Here is a 20,137-nt window from a genome sequence, read left to right as displayed (position 1 = left end):
CCGTGATGGGTTCCGGGCGGTTGAATGCCGGGGTGGTGGACTGGACGCGGGTGTACGACTCCCACGGGGCCGCCGATCGCGTGCCCGGGCTTCTGGATCGGGCGGAGCGCGGAGGCGGGGAAGAGGTGTGGGCGGAGTTGTGGGATCGGTTGTGTCTCCACGGCGAGACGGTGTTCCCCGCGAGTTTCGCCGCCCTGCCGCGTCTGGTGAAGCTCGCCCGCACCCGTGCGCGGGCGCTGGAACTGGCCGGGGCGATCGTGCGCGGCGCCGCACACGATCACGGGGGTGATGCGTTGTTCGCCGACTGCGCGGCGGCGGTCACAGAGCTGCGGGAGTTGGTGAACCACTACCTGCGCACCCGGCCCGGCGACTGGCTCCGGAGCTTCCGCGACCTGCTTGCGGCCACCGGGCAGTACCACTGGAGCGCCGTCCTGGAAGACTTCGCGGACGACTTCTACCCGCTGCTCTGCCCGCACTGCGGCGGGGAGGTGACCGTCGCCATCGGGGCTCACGGGTGCTACGCGGCGATCCGGGACTGGGACCGGGGCGATGTGGAGCGGCGCCCGTTGCGGCCGGTCTCCCCGGGAGAACTCGACGGAGTGGGGCGGTGGATGTACGACACGGCCGTCCGCGACGGGCAGGGCCGGATCGCCTGGGGGATCACCTACCTGTTCGGCCGGGCCCAGTGCCCGCGCTGCGCCGCGGTGTTCACGGTCGCCGAGGAGTACACCGCCGCCAACCTCCCGCCCTGCCCTGGACGGTAGCGGCCCCGGACGGGCCGTACAGCGGGTGAGCGTCGGGGGAACCGCCCGTGCGTATCCGGTGCTCTTCACTCTTCGAGGCGGGCGGCGGCCAGGGCACCACCGGGGTACCTGTCCTCTGAGGGGCCTGTCAAACGAGCGGCTCTGTCTCACATTCGGTGGTGACGGAGAGTCGCGAGGGTCGTTGACGTCCGTGTGAAGGATGTCGACGAGCTTGTCCAGACAGTGTTCTCGGGGCTGTCCCCGCTGGTCATCGAGGATGTGATCGATGAGAGGAAGCGGATCGTGGTGCGGGCACGGACGCCGCAGGACGCTGCGGCCTGCCCGGCGTGCGGGGCATCGTCAGGACGGGTGCACGGCCATCAGCTGCGGACGGTGGCCGACGTGCCGGTCGACGGGCGCTGGGTGGTGGTGCGGGTCCGGGTGCGACGTCTGGTGTGTCCCACGCTCGGCTGCCGCCAGACCTTCCGCGAACAGGTGCCCGGAGTCCTGGAGCGGTATCAGCGGCGTACGGCCCGCCCGACCAGGCAGGTCAAGGCTGTGGTGAAGGAGTTAGCGGGCCGGGCGGGGGCGCGGTTGCTGACCGTACTCGCGGTGGACCTCTCGCATCACACGGCCCTGCGCACCTTGTTGCGGATCCCGCTGCCCACCGGGCGGGTGCCCCGCGTGATCGGTGTCGACGACTTCGCCCTGCGCCGGCGGCACCGCTATGCCACCGTGGTGATCGACGCCGAGACCCATGAGCGGATCGACGTGCTGCCCGACCGCACGGCCGACACGCTGGAAACTTGGCTGCGCGAGCATCCGGGCGTCGAGGTGGTGTGCCGCGACGGCTCCGCGACCTACGCCGAGGCCGCCCGTCGCGCCCTGCCCGACGCGGTGCAGGTCGCCGACCGGTGGCATCTGTGGCACAACCTGTGCGAAGCCGCTCTGAGCGAGGTCAAGGCCCACAGCAGCTGCTGGGCGGCCGTGCTGGACGCGCCCCTCTACGACGGGCCTCGCGCACAGACGACTCTGGAGCGCTGGCACCAGGTCCACTGCCTGCTCGGCCAAGGGGTGGGCCTGCTGGAGTGCGCCCGCCGGCTGCAGCTGGCCCTGAATACCGTCAAGCGCTACGCCCGGGCCGACCGGCCCGAGCGCATGCTCCGCGTCCCCAAGTACCGTGCCGGCCTCGTCGATCCCTACCGCGAGCACCTGCGCACACGCCGGGCCGAGGACCCCGCCGTCCCCGTCCAGCGCCTCTTCGAGGGGATCAGGGCCCTCGGCTTCACCGGCTGCCTGAACCTCCTGCACAAGTACATCAACCAGGGCCGCGCGGACGCCGACCGCAGCCACATCTTCCCGCGCCGACTCGCCCGGATGCTCCTGACCAGGCCCGAAAACCTCAAGACCGAGCAACACGAGCTCCTGGCCAGGCTCACCGCCGCATGCCCCGAGATGACCCACCTGGCCGCAGCCGTCAGAGACTTCGCCCCCCTCTTGAAGCCTCAGCCGGGAAACGCCGACGCACTCACGTGCTGGATCGCCCAGGTCCGCGCAGTCGATCTGCCCCATCTGCAGGCGTTCACCCGCGGCCTGGGCCGCGACCGTGACGCCGTGATCGCCGCACTCACACTGCCCTACAGCAACGGCCCCACCGAGGGAGTCAACACCAAGACCAAGCGAATCGCGCGCCAGATGCACGGACGAGCAGGCTTCCCCCTGCTTCGCCACCGCATCATCCTCGGACAACAACCACTCTCCGTCACCACCGAATGTGAGACAGAGCCGAACGATTTACAGTCCCATCCATCCAGGTGTCCCCAGGTTCATGGCGGGCACCCTAACCGGGTGCGCTGACAAGGATCGCCTGCTCAGCAGCGACGTGCGTCGAGCGCTTCGTCGTTGTTCCACAGGACGGGCATAGCGCCGACGGGTTCGAATCGGATCTGCGGGTCGTTGCTCTGGACCAGACAGATCAAACGGCGGCGAAGTACGGCTGCCTGGCGGGCCTGGTCGGCGATGATGTCTAGGACGACCTGGGCCGCCCTGGGGCAGCTCGTCGCGAATCGGTCGTAGTCGGTGAAGGCGAGGACCAGTCCGGCGCCTTCGGGAGCATCGTCGTAGCAGGCCACGTCGCCCAGGCAGTCGTTGAGCGCGTCCAGGTTGTGGCCGTAGTAGTCGGGGAAGTCCAGGGCCACGGCCATGGCACGGTGCATGTCTCGCTCCGTGTTCCATTGGCCGGCTTCCAGGCGGATCACGCGGAAGCCGCGGTCTTCGAGACGTTCGGTCGTCTGCGCGAGGAGACGCTTGCGCCAGAAGAGGGTGACGAAGGTGTTGATCATGTACTCGATGCCGGGAAGGCGAGTCGTCGCGGTGGCTTGCGCCGTTTCGCTCCTGTAGGCGTCGAGGAGGCGGAAGAACTCTTCGACGGGGGTCGAGCCGTCGGGCGTGTTGCGCTCGATGTCGGCTGCCCAGCCGAGCGGGCTGGTGCCGCCAAGGCGCGTCCCGAGCCACTGGTTGAATGCCCCACCGTGCCAGAAGTCGCAGGGGTCGTCGATGGAGTGCACGCCGAGGGCTACCTGGTAGCCGATCAGCATCGTCTGCAGATCGCGGAGTGAGCCGCCTCGCAGCCACATGCCGGGCCTGAGGCGTATCTGGTCCAGGAAGTCGTATACGTCCGTGCAGTCCTGCCAGTGCTTGGCGGCGTCCTGGGGGCGGCTCTCGGGCGGCATGCGCTGAGCCTACGGCTTGGGCGGGAACGGTCGCGGTCACAGGTCGGTTTGGTGTGGGCGCAAGGCGAGCGAGCAGGGTCAGCTGGGGGCATCTGCGATCTTGTCGCTGCTCGCCCTACGTTTGACTCGGGACCTGATCGCCCAGGCGGCCGGACTCACTACCGCCGCGTCACTGGCCCGCTGGCAGCACTTGGTGCCACCGACCGCTTCGGCCGGCCCCCGGCTGCCGCTCGCCGCCGGGCTCATGGCCTACGGGCTCGGCGGCGGCGCGGGCCTGGTCACCGACTCCCTCCCGGCGCTGCTGGCGTCCCGGCTGGTGCTCGGGGCGGGCGCGGCGGCGGTGTTCACCTGCTCCACCGCAGCCCTGCTCGGCCTGTACCGGGAAGAGTCCAGGGACAAGGTCATGGGGTGGCGCACCGCCGCCGAGCTCAAGCAGCGATGGCGCACCCTGCAACACGTCACGCTCAGCCCCAGCCGGGTCGGCGACATTGCCCGAGCACCCCTCGTCCTCAACGGAATCTGGAATTGATCACCGCTGAGAAATCCTCACCACTAAGGAATCTTGGAAATCACACACGCTTGAGCCAGAAGGAGCTGACCTGGTTGCTGCCACTTCCCAGATAAGACTCGCTGAGGCCGGAGGAACCGGGGTTGCTGAGATAGAACATAATTCCACCATAGTTCGCATGCCTGTACTCCTCGACAGCGTTGCAGTAGTTGAATGTCCGGAACGAGCTGATGCGGTCGTTCCAAGCGTCACCCACGCATCTGAAGCCGTACCCTGAACTGTCGCAGGGACCTGCCTTGCCGCGGATCTGTGTACTGACGCCACCGTAGTTACTGTTCGCATACCAGGTCATCAGAAGGGTACTCTGAGCAGCTATATCTGACTTAGCAGCAAAGTCAGCACCAGTCGAGCATGTACGAGTTTCAACCTCGGAATCGGTCTGCCCCGGCTCGAGTGGCTCCAGCACGATGATGCACTGTTTTACTCCTTCAGGCTCGTTCTCATTTCCGGCCCCGGCGGCATACGCGGGCGCCGCAAAGGACAGGAGAAGGGCGCCGACGCCGAGCGCGGCAATAGCAGCTTTCTGAGAAGCGACATTTCCTTTCACAGCGTTCCTCTCAATTAACTAACGAGCTCGTGCACGGTAGGCGGTGAGGCGTCGAGCTGCTGATCGCCGATCATGGTCGGGTGGTGGGGAACGCATCTCGTGCAGCGATCATCAGCGACCGGAGAATCACGGGCCTGTCGGCCGACGTGATCGCAGAACTCGTCGCCGAGCTGGGTCCGCTGTGGCAAGAGCGGCACCAGGCCAGGCTCACCTCCCGGCCGCGGAAGCGGGCGATCGGCGCCGGCGCGAAGCACCGGCTGGTCTTCATCGACCGGCTCCTGGCCACGCTCGTCCACCTCCGTCACGCCACCACGCACGACGTGCTGGCCTGCTGGTTCGGCGTGGACCGCTCCACCATCACCCGCGCCGTCGGCGAAGTGCGGCCCCTGCTCGCCGAGCGCGGCTGCACCATCGCCCCCGGCGTGCGGCTGCGAACTCTCGCCGAGGTCATCGACCACCTCGGTGCCAGCGGCAGGACCGGGATCATCGATGGCACCGAGATCCGGGTCCGGCGCCCGGCCGCCGGACGCAGGGACCGGGAGGCGTTCATCTCCGGCAAGAGCAGGCAGAACGCCGTCAAGACCATGGTCGTCACCGATGCCGGCGGCCGGGTGCTGTTTGGCAGCCCGACCCGGCCGGGCAGCTGCGCGGACATCACCCACGCCCGCCAGCTGGGGCTGGCCAAGCTCCTGGCCGACGGGCCGGCCGTGGAGATCCTCGCCGATGCCGGCTACCAGGGCCTGGGCGCGCAGACCGGCGGACGGGTGGTGACACCACCGCACCGGAAGTTCAAGAAGAACGCTCCCGACTGGTACGAGGAGATGTATGAGCGGCAGCGCACGGCGCATTCCTCGCGGCGCATCCGGGTCGAGCACGGCATCGCCCATCTGAAGAACTGGCGTGCCCTGGCCCGCCACCTCGGCCGCCGCGAGCACATCAGCGACACGGTCCAGGCCGTCGCCGGACTGCTGTCCCACCAGCAGACCGCAGACCTGACGCCGACGCGACAGAGGTGAACACCGAGGCCTCACCGAGGTTCTCGACGCCTCACCGCCTACCGTGCACGAGCTCGCAAGAGTTGTCCCGCAATGCGGTGACGGAAGACCGACAGGTCGGATGCCTTGCTCAGAGGGAGCCACCCCTCGGGCATGGGAGAGCTCGCAAGCGAGGGAGGTTGAGCGCCGATGGGTGCGTAGTACATCTCGGCGCGTTCTTCCCACGCGGTCGATTTCAAGGCGACCTGCTCATCGAACACTTCCTGTCGAAGTTTCAACATCCCGGCCTCGTTCAGTGCCCTGATGAAGTTCAGGAGTTCGATCGTGCCGACCATCGCCCAGGCCACTAGGGGCACAGCGGCGCGAAACCGGTCGCGCAGTCCGAAGGTGTCGCCTTCCTTGCGTCGCTCTGGGTCGTGATGCACGACGTCTCCGTAGATCCAGGCCATGGCCAGCCCATGCGCATCGAGGTCACGCTCTTCGCCCGTGGACGTGTCGGCGACCATGACCCAATAGCCGGATTCGTCGCGCGTGGAGGGGCTCGCCCGTGTCCGCCACTCAGCGCGTGCGGCCCGTATCCACGCCGCATCTTGCGGTGCTGCTCGACAGATGTAGCCCAGAGCCGAGAGCGCCTTCATGTGAAAGCAGTCCTCCTGCTCCAGCAGAATTGGCCTGATACGCGCTGCCGCAGACTCGACCACTTCCTCGGGCGGAAGCTCGTACGAGATCCGGACCTCGCCTCGGTCGACACGGACGTTGATGCTCATGCGGGTCAGCTCGACAAGAGCGTCCCAGTCGGCGGCCAGCGAGTGCTCCTCCACCCTGCGGGCCCTCAACACGAAAGCTTCCAACAAGCGCTGGTGCTTCTCGTCAAGAGTTTCCGTCTGCCCGCGGCTCACGCTTCCCCCCTCGCATCGATCGCTTCCAGCATGACGTGCCTTCTCCGTCGTATCCATCCAATGCGCCGGGCTGGTCCTTGCCAGAAGGGGAAGCGCGGCTGGTCGAGAGGCGTGCCCAGCTCAGCGGCGCAGGCGCGAGAGCCAGGTTCCGCCGGCCTTCTGCTCCGGCACGGCCAGCTCCTGCTCCTGGCACGTCGCGTCCGGCCAGGCTTCCTCCCAGTCGGTCCCATGTCGCTGGTCGCAGTCACCGCACAGGGTCGGACGGGTCTTCGGAGAAAGGCGTCCCAGCCAGTGCACTCCACCGCCTGCCACCGCTCGTCCGTGAACGCTGCCTTGCACTCGGTGCAGCGAGGACGACGGGCGTAGCGCATGAGGGCATGCCATATGGATCTCCAGGACCTCAGCTCTTGCCGACCCCGCTCAAGAACAACTCTTCGAACCGCTGATACTCGCGGCGCAGGCTGCCCTTCCCTGTGTAGGCGGCGTGCGTTGCAAGGAAGAGGCGCGGTCCCGCCCAAGCACCGTTCGACCACAACTGGATCAACCATGCCGGAGCTGTGCCGATGTCCTGGGACAGTTCAACCCACACCGCCGTGTCGGCAGCATGCTCGCCGTGAGCCATCGACGAGCCGCTCGTCCAGGCGTACCCCTCGATGCCGATACGGCGCTCAAGGTTCTCGCTGAGCCAGTCAATCGAAAGAGGTGTGATCTCGGGGGTGCGACGGCCCCTCTTCACAGGCCAGCCCCGGTCCTTGGCGTAAGCCAAGATGTCGCTGATGTCCTTCGCAGGATCGCGGTTGGTCCCGTGCGCGTCATCCACGTCGCCGTCGTTCTCAACGAGCTGGTCGGCATCGGTATCGCCGCCGAGCATTTTCCTGAGACGGATACCTGCTGAGAGTCGTGCGAGGCGACGCGTCAGGGCACGTTGCAGGCGCTCGTCAGTGCTGATGGTCGGGTCGATTACCGCTGTGGCCCACAGGCACGCCTCGAAGACGCCACGCGCGACCGAGACCGCGCCCATCAGCGATTTCTCTGCACGAAGCAGGACGGCGAAACCCCGAAGCTGATCGGCGGCGCTGAGGATGTTGACCGCTGATTCATACCGGAGAACCGTTGCGGCTGGTTCTGCGCGGTCACCGAGCATGACGTCCGGGACCTTCATGTCCTCTCGCGCCGGGCTCTTACGCTCCGATTTCCAAGGCTTGAGGCCCAGTTGCGTGAAACCGTCGGCTATTTCGTCGACCGCTGCCGCAAGCGCGTCGCGACGCGCATGTGCCTCCTGTCTGCCTTGGCGCAACTGGACGAGCATATCCATCGCCCACGCCTCGCCCTCCCTGCTCGTATCGCCTTCGCTTGTCACACGCCACACCCTGCCAGATGGCCCCGACCAGGAAGTAGCGCTTTCCGTCCCGTGCTCCTTCGCGGCGACCGCTACAGGGTGGTGGACTCCTGGTTCAGCTACGACCACCACGGCGTCTTCGATGACGGCCTGCACATCTTCCTCGAACCGGTCACTGAGGAAGACGACCGGCTCCGGCACCTCGCCCCCGACTACTTCCGGCAAGAACCCGACGCCTGAGCACCGCAACCACAAGGCGCTCCTCCACCCGGTTCCGGGTGGAGGAGCGCCTTGTTACGCCTCGCGATTACGCCTCACGAAATCCTGGTCCGGCTGCTGGCCCGGGTGGTCGTGCTCGGCGCCGTAGCAGCTGCTCGTCCTTACGATCCATCCGTTCGGCCTGGCGGCTGCCGCTGGCAGCCTGGTCCGGTCGCGTCACCTGCGGAAGCGCGAGAGCCAGGTGCCGCCGGCCTTCTGCTCGGGCACGGCCTGGTCCTGCTCCTGGTCGCGCTCCTCCTGCCGGTGACTAAGAGATCGTCTCGATTGGTGCTCAGCTCCGTCTCCCGCATGGCCGGACTGTCGGTAGACAATCCGCGTGCAGCGGTTGATCAGCTTGAGGAACACTGTGCGGATGAGCTCCGCAGCCTCCCAGACACCACAGGAACGGGCCCTTGGCCATGTCGCGGAACTGGCGTCGGGCCCTCCGATGGACCCGACGCTGCGGGTGACCCTCAACTTCCACCCGGACCGGCTACTGCACGACAAGCCGATCCTGGATGCCATGTCCGAGGACGGTGTCTACCGCTCACAGTTCGTCACGGGGACCAGCAACGGCGGACTGACCGCATATCCCGGCGGCGACCGGTGGCGCTGGGAGAGCCGGATCTTCGACGGGGCCTACGACGCGCACACGCTCATGAGCGGCCCGTCTACGGGGCGTTGAACTTCCGTCGCAAGCCTGTCGGCGGGGCACCGCGGTTCGGCTCTGCCCACTTTCGGCTGACGGCCGAGACGCTGACGCGGACCACGTTCTGCTACCCGGACAGTTTCCTTGAACCCTCGGGTTTCGGTGTCGCGGCCCGCATGGGGCTCATCGAGCTTGCCCTCGCCGATCGCCAGGACAACCTTGACGACTACATCGAGGCGCAGGTCCACGGGCCTGTGCGACCGAACTGCCACGCCGAGGCGCTGGTCCTCGACCCCTGCTATCGAGGGACGGCTGTGGAGGTTGCGGCGTTACGCCTGGGCTGCCCCGTGGAGTGGCACCCCGGCTTCCGACTCAATGTCGCAGAACTCCTCCGTCATCCCGGCTACCGCGGTCAGGAGTACGTCGACTTGGGCGCACAGATCGCCGTCGACGGCGTACTCAATCCGCGCATCGTCGGGGAGGCAGCGCGTGCAGGCCACCACGACCCACAGGCGATCAAGAAGGTGTGGCACTACCTCGCGCGTTTTGGGGCGCCTGGGAGGGCCGTTGACGATTCGGTGAGTCCGGTACCGACGGAGAGGGCTGTACTCGATGGGCTTCGTTGAGGGGCTGGTGCCGGAGGAGTTGTGGGAGTTGTTCGGGGCTGTGAGGCCGCCGATTCCCACAAGGCCGCAGGGCGGTGGCCGTCGGCGAGTTGACGATCGCGCGGTCCTTGCCGCGATCATCTTTGTCGCTACCTCGGGATGCACGTGGCGGCAGTTGCCGCCGGTCTTCGGCGCGTCGTGGCAGACCGTCCACAGACGGTTCTCCGAGTGGTCCGCTGCGCGGGTGTGGGCGAAGCTCCACCGTCTGGTGCTGGACGAACTCGGCGCCCGGGGAGATCTGGACTGGTCGCGGTGCGCGATTGACTCCGTGAACATGCGGGCCCTCAAAGGGGGGAGCTGACAGGCCCGAATCCTGTCGATCGCGGCAAGAAGGGCTCGAAGATCCACTTGATCACGGAGCGAACCGGTCTGCCCCTCTCCATCGGTATCTCCGCAGCCAATACCCACGACAGCCAGGGTCTCGAACCCCTCGTCCGCGGCATACCGCCCATCCGATCTCGCCGTGGACCGCGTCGACGCCGCCCCGCCAAGCTGCACGGAGACAAGGGCTACGACTACGACCACCTGCGGAAATGGCTCCGATCCCGGAACATCACACCCCGCATCGCCCGTAAGGGGATCGAGTCCTCCCAGCGTCTGGGCCGCCACCGTTGGACCGTGGAGCGGACGGTGGCGTGGCTATCCGGGTACCGCCGTCTGCACCGTCGCTACGAACGCAAGGCCGAACACTTCCTCGCCTTCGCCGGCATCGCGGCCACACTCATCTGCTATCGGAGATTGACCAACTGAGACGATCTCTAAGCACCCACAACAGCTACGCCACACCGTCGGCCCGCGGTGGACACGGCCGGGCCGGGAACCGGAACCGGAGTCGGGGCCGGGCCCGGCCTCCGCCGATCGCGCCGAGTGGGGCAACTCCGAGCCGAGAAGGTTGCCCGGTTCCGGCAGTGATCTCCGGCATGAGCAGGTGCAATGATGCCCCTGGCGACAGATGTCGCAGACGGTGTGCGACGGCGTGGGAGTCGAGCCGAACGAGCTCGCCGACACGGCGGAGTGGCGTCGCCCACCGGACAAGCAGTCGCCGTGTGACCAAGGGACGGTGGGAGGAAGATGCTGTTCTCGATTCCCGAGCCCGGTTGGTGGCTGATCGCACTCGCGGCGACGGCGTTCTTCATGCTCGGTGTGCGGGCGCTGGTCGACAGCATGAGGCTCCCGGGCGCGTCACGGAGCGCGTGGAAGCAGCAGAGCAGGCGGAAAAGGCGGGCGTTCTACGTCCTGATTCCCGTGTTCGCCTCCGTTGTCCTGGCGATCAACCTGCTGCGGCCCGAACCGGTGCCGGAACTGCTGTTCCTGTACAGCGTCGCGTTCGCCTCCCTCCCGATCGCCCTCTTCCCCGTCCGCGCCCGGGTGCTCAGGCACTACATCGCCCAGCGGCAGAATCCCGGTGTCGAGATCGAGCCCGATCGGCTCGCAGTGGTCTGGATCGTCGGTTTCCTGTCCGCGGTGCTCCTGGCGGCCGTTCTCGCCCTGCTGACAACGCGGTACGACATGTGAATCCGCACCGTTCCCGCCCGATCGCCTTCGAACGCGGGATCGGTGCGGACCTGCCCCGCTCCCTGCGTGGGTCAACCGACAGGCGGCCGCCATCGGCCGTGGTCGTGGTCGGGGCGGTGTCCGGCAGGCGCCGGAAGCTTGACGGAAGGTGTCGCTCGATGAAGGGTCTGTCACGCGTTCGGTGTGACCAGGGCGGTTGGGGTTATTGACGGGCCGTCGACAGACGGCCGTCGAAGGCGTTCAGGGCGGTCTTCCAACGGCTGGTCCAGCGGGCTTGACCCCGGCCGGTTGAACCGTTCCGGGTCTGGTGGAGGCTCCATGGGCTGACTCCAGCCGCCGGTTGCGGCTGGTGCTGAGCGTAGTAGGTGGCTTCGTGTTCGGCGGGCGGGATATCTCCGATCGCGGTGTGGATGCGGTGGTGGTTGAACCAGTCGACCCATTCCGCGGTGGCGACCTCGACCTCCGCGAGAGTCTTCCAGGAGGTACGGGGGTTTGATCAGCTCGGTCTTGAACAGGCCGACCTGAGATTCCATGAGCGCGTTGTCCAGGGCGTCACCGGCGCTGCCGATCGAAGCGTCGAGACCGGCGTCCACCAGGTGCGCGGTGAAGGCGAAAGATGTGTACTGGCTGCCGGCGTCGGAGTGAGGTATCAACCCAGGCCCGGCGGGAGTGCCAGCCCGGTCACGTCGCCACAGAGCCATTTCGAAAGCGTCCAGGACGAGCTTGGCTCGTTTGCTGGTGGCCGCTGACCAGCCGACGATCGCGCGGGAGTACACGTCGACGACGAAGGCGACGTAGACCACCCCGTCCCAGGTACGCATGTGAGTGAAGCCCGCGACCCACCGCTGGTTCGGGCTGCTCGCGATGAAATCGCGATTCAGCAGGTCAGCGGCCCGCTCGTGTCCCTCGTCACGCACCGTGGTACGGATCCTCTTTCCGCGTCGGGCGCCCTGAAGGCCGAGTTCACGCATCAGCCGGGCCACGGTGCAACGGGCCACAGGTATGCCCTCGCGGTGCAGCTGCCGCCACACTTTCCGGACGCCGTAGACGCTGAAGTTGTCGGCGTGGACGCGGCTGATGTGCTCCTTCAGCTCTGTGTCCCGCACGGACCGGAGGCTGGGCGGGCGGCTCTTGGCCGCGTAGTAGGTGCTGGTTGCGACCTGTAGTCCGTGGCCGGTCAGGACACGGCAGATCGGCTCGACGCCGAACACCTGCTTGAACTCGTCGATGAAGGTTACGAGCGCCTGTGTGGCCGGTCGAGCTCGGCCGGGAAGAAAGCCGATGCGGCCTTGAGGATCTCATTCGCCCTCTTCAGCTCGGCGTTCTCGACCTTGAGGCGCTTGATCTCAGCGGCTTCCTCGGAGGTGCCCCCCGGCCGCTGACCGGCGTCGATCTGGGCTTTCCGGACCCAGGTCCGCACGGTCTCCGCCGCGCCGATTCCGAGCTTCGCGGCGACCGCCTTCATCGCGGCCCACTCGGTCGGGTAGTTCGGGCGGATCTCCGCGACCATGCGGACCGCACGCTCACGAAGCTCGGGAGGGTAGGGGGACGGACGTGCCATGACTCGATCCTCTCAGGGAATCGAGCCTCCACCAGACCCGGAACGGTTCAGGTGCGCGGTGGCCCGGAGTCGTGGAACATCCGCGCCTGCCACATGGCCGATGCCGGCATGGTCAACGTCGGGCAGCTGCCGCGCGAGCGCCACGCGGCAGAGGGCGTGGTGCTGGTCGGCTTCGGCTCCCACGAGGGAACGGTGATCGCCGCACAGCAGTGGGGCATGCCACCGGAGACGATGGAGGTGCCGCCCGCCCGGGACGGCAGCGTGGAGGACCTGCTGCACCGGGCGCTGCCCGGGGGCTCGGCCCTGTTCGTCTGGGAGGACGGCGGCGAGGCGGCTCCGGCCTGGCGCCGCGAGGAATTCGATCATCGAGCCATCGGGGTCGTCTACCGGCCGCAGGCCGAACGCTGGGGCAACTACGTGCCCACCGTGCTCGCCGACCGCTACGACGCCTTCCTCTACCTGGACCGCACCCGGGCGCTGACCCCCCACCGCTACGAGCACGGCACGGGCGAGGAGGAGACCTACCCCACCGGCCAGTGAACCCCACGGCTGCGGGCGACCGGTCGGCGGTGAGCACGAGGCCACGGCGCCCCGGACCCGCGCCCCAGGGTGGCCGTACACGGCCTGAACGGCAGACCTGAACACGCGGCGGTGCCTCGGGCAACACTGTCAGGCTGTACCGCGCGAACCGCACGGACCCCGAGTCGTACTCGCCCGGCGACACGTCATCGAGCGTTCGGGTGCACCCCCTGCGCCTAAATTGGGAAGAAACACCGACAGAGCTCATACGTTTCGCTCCACGGGTACTCCTACCGGTGCCGCACTCCGGCGACCGGACGCCCGCCCCCTTCAGGAGTTGACGACGTGGCCCTGTCCTACCCCACCCAGCCCGGCGACATCGACCACCTGATCGCCGACGACCACGCGATCGTGGAGAGGCAGTTCCAGCACCTGGAGGCCGGCCGCGGCGATCGCCGCACCCTGGTGGACCAGATCGGCTTCGAGCTGTCGCTGCACGCCTTCGCCGAGGAGGTCGTCCTCTACCCCCTGTGGCCCGAGCTGGGCATGGAGGACGCCAACCATGACGCCCGCGACGAGCACCACGGCATGAAGGAACTGCTGGTGACCCTTGAGGGCGGCGAACCGGGCGAGGCGGAGTTCGAGCGGGCGCTGACCGAACTCATCACCCTGGTGCGCCACCATGTCTCCGACGAGGAGGGCGAGGAACTCCCGTCCTTCCGCACCAAGGTGGGCCCGGAGCGGATGGCCGATCTGGGCCGGCAGTTCATCGCCGCCAAGCGGCAGGCGCCGCCCGCCCCGCACCCGCACGCGCCCGACGGCGGCGGCGCCGCCGAGAAGGCCGCCGGCAAGCTCGCCAAGCCCGTCGACGAGGGCAGGGCCTCGGCCACGGGCAAGAAGAAGCGGCTGGCCACCGACGCTTCCGGGCTGCTCGACCCCCAGGCACAGGCCATCGTCGACGCCCACTCGGCCCTGGAGCCCCTCCCCTTCGAGACCCTCACCCCGGACCAGGCCCGCAAGCAGCCCGGCCCCGACGCCGCCGTGAGGAAGGTGATGGAGGAGCGGGGGATCGACGGGCCCGAGCCGGTGGGGTCCGTGGAGGACCTGACGATCCCCGACGCGGCCGGCGGCGAGCAGACCCTGCGGGTCTACACCCCCGCCGCCCCGGCGGCCTCCGGTCCGCTGCCCGTGATCATGTGGATCCACGGCGGCGGCTGGGTGCTGTTCGACATCGACACCTACGACGCCTCCTGCCGCGGGCTGGCGAACAAGACCGGCGCGATCGTGGTCTCCCCCGGCTACCGGCGCGCCCCGGAGGCGGTCTTCCCCGCCGCCCACGACGACGTCCTGGCCGCCTACCGCTGGACCGTCGCCAACGCCGCACGGCTCGGCGGCGATCCGGCCCGCGTCGGAATCGGCGGGGAGTCCGTCGGCGGGAACATGGCGCCCGCGACGGTCCTGCAGCTCGCCGCCGCCGGGGAGCCGGTCCCCGCGGCACAGGTCTGCGTCTACCCCCTGACCACCGCCGAGCAGTACGGGGAGTCGATGGAGGACGCCGCGGACGGCAGGCCCCTCAACCGCGCGCTGCTGAGCTGGATGGCGGCGCACGCCTTCGACGGCAGGCCCGAGGCCGCCAAGGATCCCAGGATCGACCTGCTCGGGCTGCCGGCCGACCGGCTGACCGCCATGCCCCCCACCCTGGTGATCACCGCCGAGCGCGATGTCCTGCGCAGCCAGGGCGAGGAGTTCGCGCACCGCCTGCAGGAGGCCGGGGTGGCCACGACCCTCACCCGCTACGACGGGGTCATGCACGAGTTCTTCGGCGCCTCGGCCGTCCTGGACAAGGCCGAACAGGCCCAGCGGCAGGCCGCCGACCACTTCCTCCGCGCATTCGCCGACGGCAGGTGACGGACACGGCCGGGCAACAGCGGCACAGGCCCCCGTCCGCTCCCCCTTCACGGTAGCCGGTCGGCGGCGGGCGCCGGCCGCAATGCCCGCACCGGGGAAAGGGACGAGGTCATGGCGCGGCTCGGGCAGCCGACGGCGATGGCGGCAGACGGCCCCACCGTGCTCGGACACGCAGGGCTCACGATCGGCGCCCTGTCGTTGAACGCGGGCGTCGGGCGGCGAACTCGCCCGCTGGTGCCACAGGTGACCGGCGCCCGAGCCCCCGCGCTCGGAGACGGCCTGCGGACCGGTTCCTTCCGCCCGTTCGTGGACGAGCGTGGCCGCGCGGCCGGGAGGCGAACGCGGCGGGCGCGTCAGTCCCCGGTGAGCGCACGGGCCAGGGAGGCGAGGTCGTCGGCGGCCAGAGTGGGGGCGGTCATGGCAGCCGGGTAGACCGCGGCGCCGCGACGCAGCCAGGCGGCGGCGAGGCCGGCGCGGCGTGCCCCGTCGACATCCCAGGGATGCACCGCGGCCAGCAGCGTCTCGTCCGCGGCCACCCCCAGCCGGTCGATCGCGTACCGGTAGGCGGTGGGGGCCGGTTTCCAGGCCCGGGGGCCGCGGATGTCCAGGAGCGCCTCGAAGTACCCGAGCAGCCCCGCGCCGTCCAGCAGGCGTTCGGTCGTGGGGGCGGCGCCGTTGGTCATCGCCGCCAGCCGGTATCCGGCCTCCCGCAGGGCGCGCACCCCCTCGGGCACGTCGGGATGCACCGGGAGCGCGCCGAGCCCGGCCAGGACGTACCGGACGGCGTCATCGACACCTCCCGACCGCTCGGGCAGGCCGGCCAGCAGGGCACGCAGCCCGTCGGCGGCCAGGTCGCCGAACTCGGCGAAGCCGCCGGCCGCGGTGAGCGCGAAGCCGTCCCGCAGGACTCCGGCGAACCACAGCGGTGCCAGGTGTCCGGGCGCGCCGACCTCCTCGAACCGGGTGCGCAGCGGTGTCATGTCGCTGAGGGTCTCGTTCACGTCGAAGACGATGAGACGCGGTGGAGGGTGCATGGACTCCTGCCTGCTCGTCGGGCCGTGGCCAGCCATCGTGGGTGCGGATCACAAGTGTCACAGTGGTGCTGTGTCCCCCCCGGCTTCCGTGTGGTTCCGCGTGGCGCAGCATGTGAGCACGGATGAACGCCCCTCGCCGGGCGGCACTCGGACGCGGTCACCCGAACGGCCGAGGAGGTGGAGCCGCGCGGACGTGGCTGGGCCTCCGTCAGGTGTCCCTGATCGCCGGCGGCGTGTGCCGCCGGGCCGTTCCGCGAAGCGCTCCGGAAATCGATCCCGGCGGGACCCGCCTGTTCGTGCCCACCGACACCACCGAGTGGCCGGTGCGCGGCGGAACCCGGCTGGCCGCGGTGTCCTCGTTCGGTATCAGCGGCACCAACGCCCACGTCGTGCTGGAGCAGCCCCCGAGCCCTCTTCCGTCCGGCGCACAGCCCGTCACGCAGGAGCCTCGTTGATCCCGTATCGAGCCATGTTCGACGTCCTGCACGAGGTCGCCGAGCACGTTTCCTGGCTGATCTACGCCCGAAGGGTTGCACTGCGCCCCCACCGGCACCGGTTGCACCGCTTCCGCCAGACCCTGCTCACGCTGGTACGTCTGCGCACCAACGCTCCGCCGGCCGAGGTCGCCGCCGGACAACGTTTCACAGTCCCCGTGGAGGCGACCGAGTCGCGGCCTCGGATGAGCCGGACTCCGGCTCGTTCCTGTGAGATCGACGGGGCCTTTCTGGTGAACCCGTCCGCGTGTGGGGCGCGTTCGCATCGGCACCGCCGGTAGGACCTCCGGAGGCACGCCGCCGGGCCCCGGAAGGAGGGAGGCACTGGCTCGTGCTTCGGCGGGCGGCGGTGTTGTCAGGACCGACGGTCGCCACCGAAGGCTGCGTCGAAGGAGGCGGTGGGGGGCTCGAAGTCGAAGCGTTTGAGCGCCCGCAGGGCTTCGGGAGCGCCTTGGAGGCGGCTCATCCCCGGGTCCTCCCACTCGACGGAGACGGGGCCGTCGTACCCGATGGAGGACAGCATGCGGAAGACGTCCTCCCATGGGACGTCCCCGTGCCCGGCCGAGACGAAGTCCCAGCCCCGGCGCGGATCGCCCCAGGGCAGGTGGGAACCGAGCCGTCCGTTGCGTCCGTCCAGCCGTTTACGCGCCTCCTTGCAGTCCACATGGTAGATCCGGTCGCGGAAGTCGTAGAGGAACCCGACGGGGTCGAGGTCCTGCCAGACGAAGTGGCTTGGGTCGAAGTTGAGCCCGAAGGCGGGCCGGTGGTCCACGGCCTCCAGCGCCCTGTGCGTCGTCCAGTAGTCGTAGGCGATCTCACCGGGGTGGACCTCGTGGGCGAACCGCACGCCTTCGGCGTCGAAGACGTCGAGGATCGGCCCCCACCGTTCGGCGAAATCGGCGTATCCGCGCTCCACCATCTCCGGCGGCACAGGGGGGAACATCGCCACGAGGTGCCAGATCGAGGAACCGGTGAACCCGATGACGGTGTCCACGCCGAGGGCTGCGGCGGCCCTGGCCGTGTCGGCCATCTCGGCCGCGGCCCGGCGCCTGACGCCCTCGGGGTCGCCGTCGCCCCAGATGCGGCCCGGAAGTATCGCCTGGTGGCGTTCGTCGATGAGCCGGTCGCACACGGCCTGGCCGACCAGGTGGTTGGAGATGGCCCAGCATCCCAGTCCGTAGCGGGCGAGGAGTTCCCTGCGGCCCCGGACGTAGTTCTGGTCCTCCAGTGCCCGGTCGACCTCGAAGTGGTCTCCCCAGCAGGCGAGTTCGAGTCCGTCGTAGCCAAAGTCCCGGGCAAGGCCGCAGACCTCTTCCAGGGGGAGGTCGGCCCACTGGCCGGTGAACAAGGTGAAGGGACGTGGCATTGTCGCGTGTCTCCTTGCCGTCAGACGGGTACGGGGGTGTAGCTCGCGTTCTTCGCCGCGCTCTCCTCGACCGCGGCCAGCACCCGCTGGACCTGCAGTCCTTCGGTGAACGACGGTGCGGGATCGGTGCCGGTGGCGATCGCGTGCACGAGATCGTGGGCCTGGTGGGTGAAGGTGTGCTCGTAGCCCAGAGCGTGGCCGGGGGGCCACCAGGCCTTCAGGTACGGGTGCTCGGGTTCGGTGACCAGGACGCGCCGGAAACCGGCCGTCGTGGCCGGCTCGGTGTGGTCGTGGAATGACAGTTCGTTGAGGCGTTCGAGGTCGAAGGCCAGCGATCCCAACTCGCCGTTGACCTCCACGCGCAGCGCGTTCTTGCGGCCCGCCGCCACCCGGGACACCTCGAAGCTCGCGAGGGCGCCCGAGGCGAGCCGGCCGGTGAACAGGGCCGCGTCGTCCACGGTCACCGGTCCCCTGGCCGGCGGCCCGTCGTCCCCCGTGAGCGTGGCGGCAACCAGGGGCCGCTCGGAGACGAACGTCTCGGTGAGGGCCGACACTCCGGCCAACGGCTCCGCGGACAGGTACTGGGCCAGATCCACCGCGTGCGCGCCCAAGTCGCCCAGCGCGCCGGAACCGGCCTTCTCGCGCGAGAGGCGCCAGGTCAGCGGGAACTCGGGGTCGACGAGCCAGTCCTGGAGGTAAGTGACCCGGATATGGCGCAGCGCTCCGAGGCGGCCCCCGGCGATCAGGCGGCGGGCTTGGGCGATGGCCGGTACCCGGCGGTAGTTGAAGCCCACCATCGCCACCTGGCCACGTCGGCCGGCCGCCCGCGCGGCCTCCACCATGGCTTCCGCCTCCGGCACGGAGTTCGCCAACGGCTTCTCGCACAGCACGTGCTTACCCGCCTCCAGCGCCGCGATGGCGATCTCGGCGTGGCTGTCTCCCGGTGTGCAGATGTCGACCAGGTCGACGTCGTCACTGTCCACGACGGCACGCCAGTCGGTTACGGCGGCGGCCCAGCCCTGCTGCCGGGCCGCCGCCTCGACCGCCGCTTCGTCACGGCCCGAGATCATCGCGAGCCGGGGGCGCAGTGGGAGCGGGAACGCGTGCCCCGCCGTCCGCCACGCCTGCGAGTGGGCAACGCCCATGAACGCGTAGCCGACCATGCCGATACCCAGGTCCGGCTTGGGCTCGCCGTACTCTCCGCGATCACTGTGTTTCATCAGATGTGCTCCTGGTTGGCCGGGTGGGAGGGGAGGGCTCAGATGAAGCCGGTGGGCAGGTAGTCCTCCACGTTGTCCTTGGTGACGATCGCCGAGTAGAGCGTCAGGGACGAGGGGATCTCCAGCTCGGCCAGGCCGCTGACGCCCTTGCCCTGCCCGAGGGCACGGGCGAGGTCGATCGCGGAGGCCGCCATGGTCGGCGGGTAGAGCACGGTGGCCTTGAGCACGCTGTCGTCGGACCGGATCGCTTCCATGGCCGACTTCGATCCCGCGCCGCCGACCATCACGAACTCGTCCCGGCCGGCTTGCTCGATGGCCCGCAGCGCGCCCACGCCCTGGTCGTCATCGTGGTTCCACAGAGCGCCGAAATCCTTTTGGGCCTGCAGTAGTTGGGCCATCTTGGCCTGGCCGGACTCGACGGTGAACTCGGCTGCCTGGCGGGCGACCTTGGTGATGTTCGGGTAGTTGCCGAGCGCGTCGTCGAAACCCTGGGTGCGCTGCTTGGTGAGCTCCAGGGTGTCGAGCCCGGCGAGTTCGACGACCTTGGCGTCCGCGACATCCTTCAGTCGCTCGCCGATGTACCGGCCCGCGTTGAGGCCCATTCCGTAGTTGTCTCCGCCGACCCAGCACCGGTAGGCCTGGGGGGAGTTGAATATCCGGTCCAGATTGACGACGGGGATGCCCGCACGCATCGCCTCAAGGCCGGTCTGGGTGAGCGCCTTGCCGTCGGCCGGCAGGATCACGAGCACGTCGACCTTCTTGTTGATCAGTGTCGTGATCTGGCCGATCTGCGTCGCCGTGTCGTTGGACCCCTCGGTGATCTCCAGCGTCACGTCCTCGTACTGCTCGGCCCGCCGGGTGGCGTTCTCGTTGATGGCGTTCAGCCAGCCGTGGTCGGCCTGCGGGCCGGCGAACCCGATGGTGACCGGCTTGCCGGGCTTGCCCGCGGTCTCCGGCGCCGTGGCAGCGGACTCATCGTTGGAGGAGGCGTTGCTCGTGCAGCCGGTGACGAGGGCGCCGGCACCGATCGCCGCGCCGAACAGCACTCTTCTGCGGCTGGTGAGGATTTCTTCAGGCATGCTGGGTCAGCCCTTCTCAGGTGTGGTGCGGGGAGGGGAGAGGACC

18 protein-coding genes and 3 pseudogenes are annotated in these 20,137 nt (G+C 68.9%); 11 read left to right on the top strand and 10 right to left on the bottom strand.

Features of this window, described 5'->3' with window-relative positions:
* Window positions 1–32: 32 nt before the first annotated feature.
* Both L7D48_RS05545 and L7D48_RS05540 read left to right on the top strand, forming a co-directional pair.
* Window positions 33–764, top strand: coding sequence for a hypothetical protein (locus L7D48_RS05545; RefSeq protein ID WP_237877750.1), 732 nt, complete (start codon window positions 33–35; stop codon window positions 762–764).
* Window positions 765–986: 222 nt separating this feature from the next.
* Window positions 987–2,489: pseudogene (locus L7D48_RS05540) on the top strand (ISL3 family transposase); the annotation flags it as partial.
* A 125-nt stretch (window positions 2,490–2,614) separates the two neighbouring features.
* Here the strand turns inward: L7D48_RS05540 and L7D48_RS05535 are convergent.
* On the bottom strand, window positions 2,615–3,475 hold the full coding sequence (locus L7D48_RS05535; RefSeq protein ID WP_237877749.1) for a barstar family protein: 861 nt from the start codon (window positions 3,473–3,475) through the stop codon (window positions 2,615–2,617).
* Window positions 3,476–3,596: 121 nt separating this feature from the next.
* Between L7D48_RS05535 and L7D48_RS05530 the strand changes: the two genes are divergently transcribed.
* Window positions 3,597–4,004, top strand: coding sequence for a hypothetical protein (locus tag L7D48_RS05530; RefSeq protein WP_237877748.1), 408 nt, complete (start codon window positions 3,597–3,599; stop codon window positions 4,002–4,004).
* Window positions 4,005–4,044: 40 nt separating this feature from the next.
* Here L7D48_RS05530 and L7D48_RS05525 read toward each other — a convergent pair whose 3' ends face one another.
* Window positions 4,045–4,590 carry a hypothetical protein gene (locus tag L7D48_RS05525; RefSeq protein ID WP_237877747.1) on the bottom strand — a complete coding sequence of 182 codons (546 nt, stop codon included), beginning with the start codon at window positions 4,588–4,590 and terminating at the stop codon, window positions 4,045–4,047.
* Window positions 4,591–4,673: 83 nt separating this feature from the next.
* Between L7D48_RS05525 and L7D48_RS05520 the strand changes: the two genes are divergently transcribed.
* Window positions 4,674–5,606: a transposase gene (locus tag L7D48_RS05520; RefSeq protein ID WP_237877746.1), complete on the top strand. Its 933-nt coding sequence runs from the start codon at window positions 4,674–4,676 to the stop codon at window positions 5,604–5,606.
* A gap of 38 nt (window positions 5,607–5,644) precedes the next feature.
* On the opposite strand, the gene L7D48_RS05515 is transcribed toward L7D48_RS05520, so the two are convergent.
* From L7D48_RS05515 to L7D48_RS05505, 3 genes are all read right to left on the bottom strand, one after another.
* Window positions 5,645–6,484 (bottom strand): hypothetical protein, encoded by an 840-nt coding sequence (locus L7D48_RS05515; RefSeq protein ID WP_237877745.1) that lies wholly within the window; start codon window positions 6,482–6,484, stop codon window positions 5,645–5,647.
* A gap of 120 nt (window positions 6,485–6,604) precedes the next feature.
* A complete protein-coding gene (locus tag L7D48_RS05510) occupies window positions 6,605–6,796 on the bottom strand; it encodes a hypothetical protein (protein WP_237877744.1) in 192 nt (63 codons plus the stop codon).
* An 88-nt stretch (window positions 6,797–6,884) separates the two neighbouring features.
* On the bottom strand, window positions 6,885–7,844 hold the full coding sequence (locus L7D48_RS05505; RefSeq protein WP_237877743.1) for a hypothetical protein: 960 nt from the start codon (window positions 7,842–7,844) through the stop codon (window positions 6,885–6,887).
* Between the two features lie 51 nt (window positions 7,845–7,895).
* Between L7D48_RS05505 and L7D48_RS05500 the strand changes: the two genes are divergently transcribed.
* The 4 genes and pseudogenes from L7D48_RS05500 (at window position 7,896) to L7D48_RS05485 (ending at window position 10,910) form a co-directional block, all read left to right on the top strand.
* Window positions 7,896–8,063, top strand: coding sequence for a hypothetical protein (locus tag L7D48_RS05500; protein WP_237877742.1), 168 nt, complete (start codon window positions 7,896–7,898; stop codon window positions 8,061–8,063).
* A gap of 391 nt (window positions 8,064–8,454) precedes the next feature.
* A pseudogene (locus L7D48_RS05495) lies at window positions 8,455–9,356 on the top strand (DUF3626 domain-containing protein).
* Window positions 9,343–10,145 (top strand): IS5 family transposase gene (locus L7D48_RS05490; RefSeq protein WP_237877741.1). Its coding sequence is split into 2 segments (ribosomal slippage): window positions 9,343–9,684 and window positions 9,687–10,145, totalling 801 coding nucleotides; the frame shifts between segments, so codons are not numbered across the junction. The pseudogene L7D48_RS05495 and the gene L7D48_RS05490 overlap by 14 nt, the downstream one beginning before the upstream one ends.
* A gap of 321 nt (window positions 10,146–10,466) precedes the next feature.
* On the top strand, window positions 10,467–10,910 hold the full coding sequence (locus tag L7D48_RS05485) for a hypothetical protein (RefSeq protein WP_237877740.1): 444 nt from the start codon (window positions 10,467–10,469) through the stop codon (window positions 10,908–10,910).
* A gap of 352 nt (window positions 10,911–11,262) precedes the next feature.
* Here L7D48_RS05485 and L7D48_RS05480 read toward each other — a convergent pair.
* Window positions 11,263–12,471, bottom strand: a pseudogene (locus L7D48_RS05480) (IS3 family transposase); the annotation flags it as partial.
* Window positions 12,472–12,564: 93 nt separating this feature from the next.
* Here L7D48_RS05480 and L7D48_RS05475 point away from each other — a divergent pair.
* Together L7D48_RS05475 and L7D48_RS05470 are read left to right on the top strand one after the other, a co-directional pair.
* Window positions 12,565–13,011 carry an erythromycin esterase family protein gene (locus L7D48_RS05475; protein WP_237877739.1) on the top strand — a complete coding sequence of 149 codons (447 nt, stop codon included), beginning with the start codon at window positions 12,565–12,567 and terminating at the stop codon, window positions 13,009–13,011.
* Window positions 13,012–13,335: 324 nt separating this feature from the next.
* Window positions 13,336–14,898 (top strand): alpha/beta hydrolase fold domain-containing protein, encoded by a 1,563-nt coding sequence (locus L7D48_RS05470; protein ID WP_237877738.1) that lies wholly within the window; start codon window positions 13,336–13,338, stop codon window positions 14,896–14,898.
* Between the two features lie 353 nt (window positions 14,899–15,251).
* On the opposite strand, the gene L7D48_RS05465 is transcribed toward L7D48_RS05470, so the two are convergent.
* Window positions 15,252–15,932 (bottom strand): haloacid dehalogenase type II, encoded by a 681-nt coding sequence (locus L7D48_RS05465; RefSeq protein WP_237877737.1) that lies wholly within the window; start codon window positions 15,930–15,932, stop codon window positions 15,252–15,254.
* Window positions 15,933–16,054: 122 nt separating this feature from the next.
* On the opposite strand from L7D48_RS05465, the gene L7D48_RS29530 reads away from it, so the two are divergent.
* The gene (locus L7D48_RS29530; protein ID WP_256462474.1) at window positions 16,055–16,387 is read left to right on the top strand and encodes a ketoacyl-synthetase C-terminal extension domain-containing protein; all 333 of its coding nucleotides are present in this window, start codon (window positions 16,055–16,057) and stop codon (window positions 16,385–16,387) included.
* Between the two features lie 394 nt (window positions 16,388–16,781).
* Here L7D48_RS29530 and L7D48_RS05455 read toward each other — a convergent pair whose 3' ends face one another.
* The 3 genes from L7D48_RS05455 to L7D48_RS05445 are packed head-to-tail and all read right to left on the bottom strand — an operon-like array spanning window position 16,782 to window position 20,091.
* Window positions 16,782–17,792: a sugar phosphate isomerase/epimerase gene (locus L7D48_RS05455; RefSeq protein WP_237877735.1), complete on the bottom strand. Its 1,011-nt coding sequence runs from the start codon at window positions 17,790–17,792 to the stop codon at window positions 16,782–16,784.
* Between the two features lie 20 nt (window positions 17,793–17,812).
* A complete protein-coding gene (locus L7D48_RS05450) occupies window positions 17,813–19,012 on the bottom strand; it encodes a Gfo/Idh/MocA family protein (RefSeq protein ID WP_237877734.1) in 1,200 nt (399 codons plus the stop codon).
* Window positions 19,013–19,050: 38 nt separating this feature from the next.
* The gene (locus L7D48_RS05445) at window positions 19,051–20,091 is read right to left on the bottom strand and encodes a substrate-binding domain-containing protein (protein WP_237877733.1); all 1,041 of its coding nucleotides are present in this window, start codon (window positions 20,089–20,091) and stop codon (window positions 19,051–19,053) included.
* Window positions 20,092–20,137 lie beyond the last annotated feature (46 nt).

It is taken from the genome of Streptomyces sp. ICN903, assembly GCF_022015835.1.
GTDB classification, from domain to species: Bacteria; Actinomycetota; Actinomycetes; order Streptomycetales; family Streptomycetaceae; genus Streptomyces; species Streptomyces fenghuangensis.
Note: the sequence above shows the minus strand (reverse complement) of the source record. Positions and strands in the feature narration are given on the sequence as shown.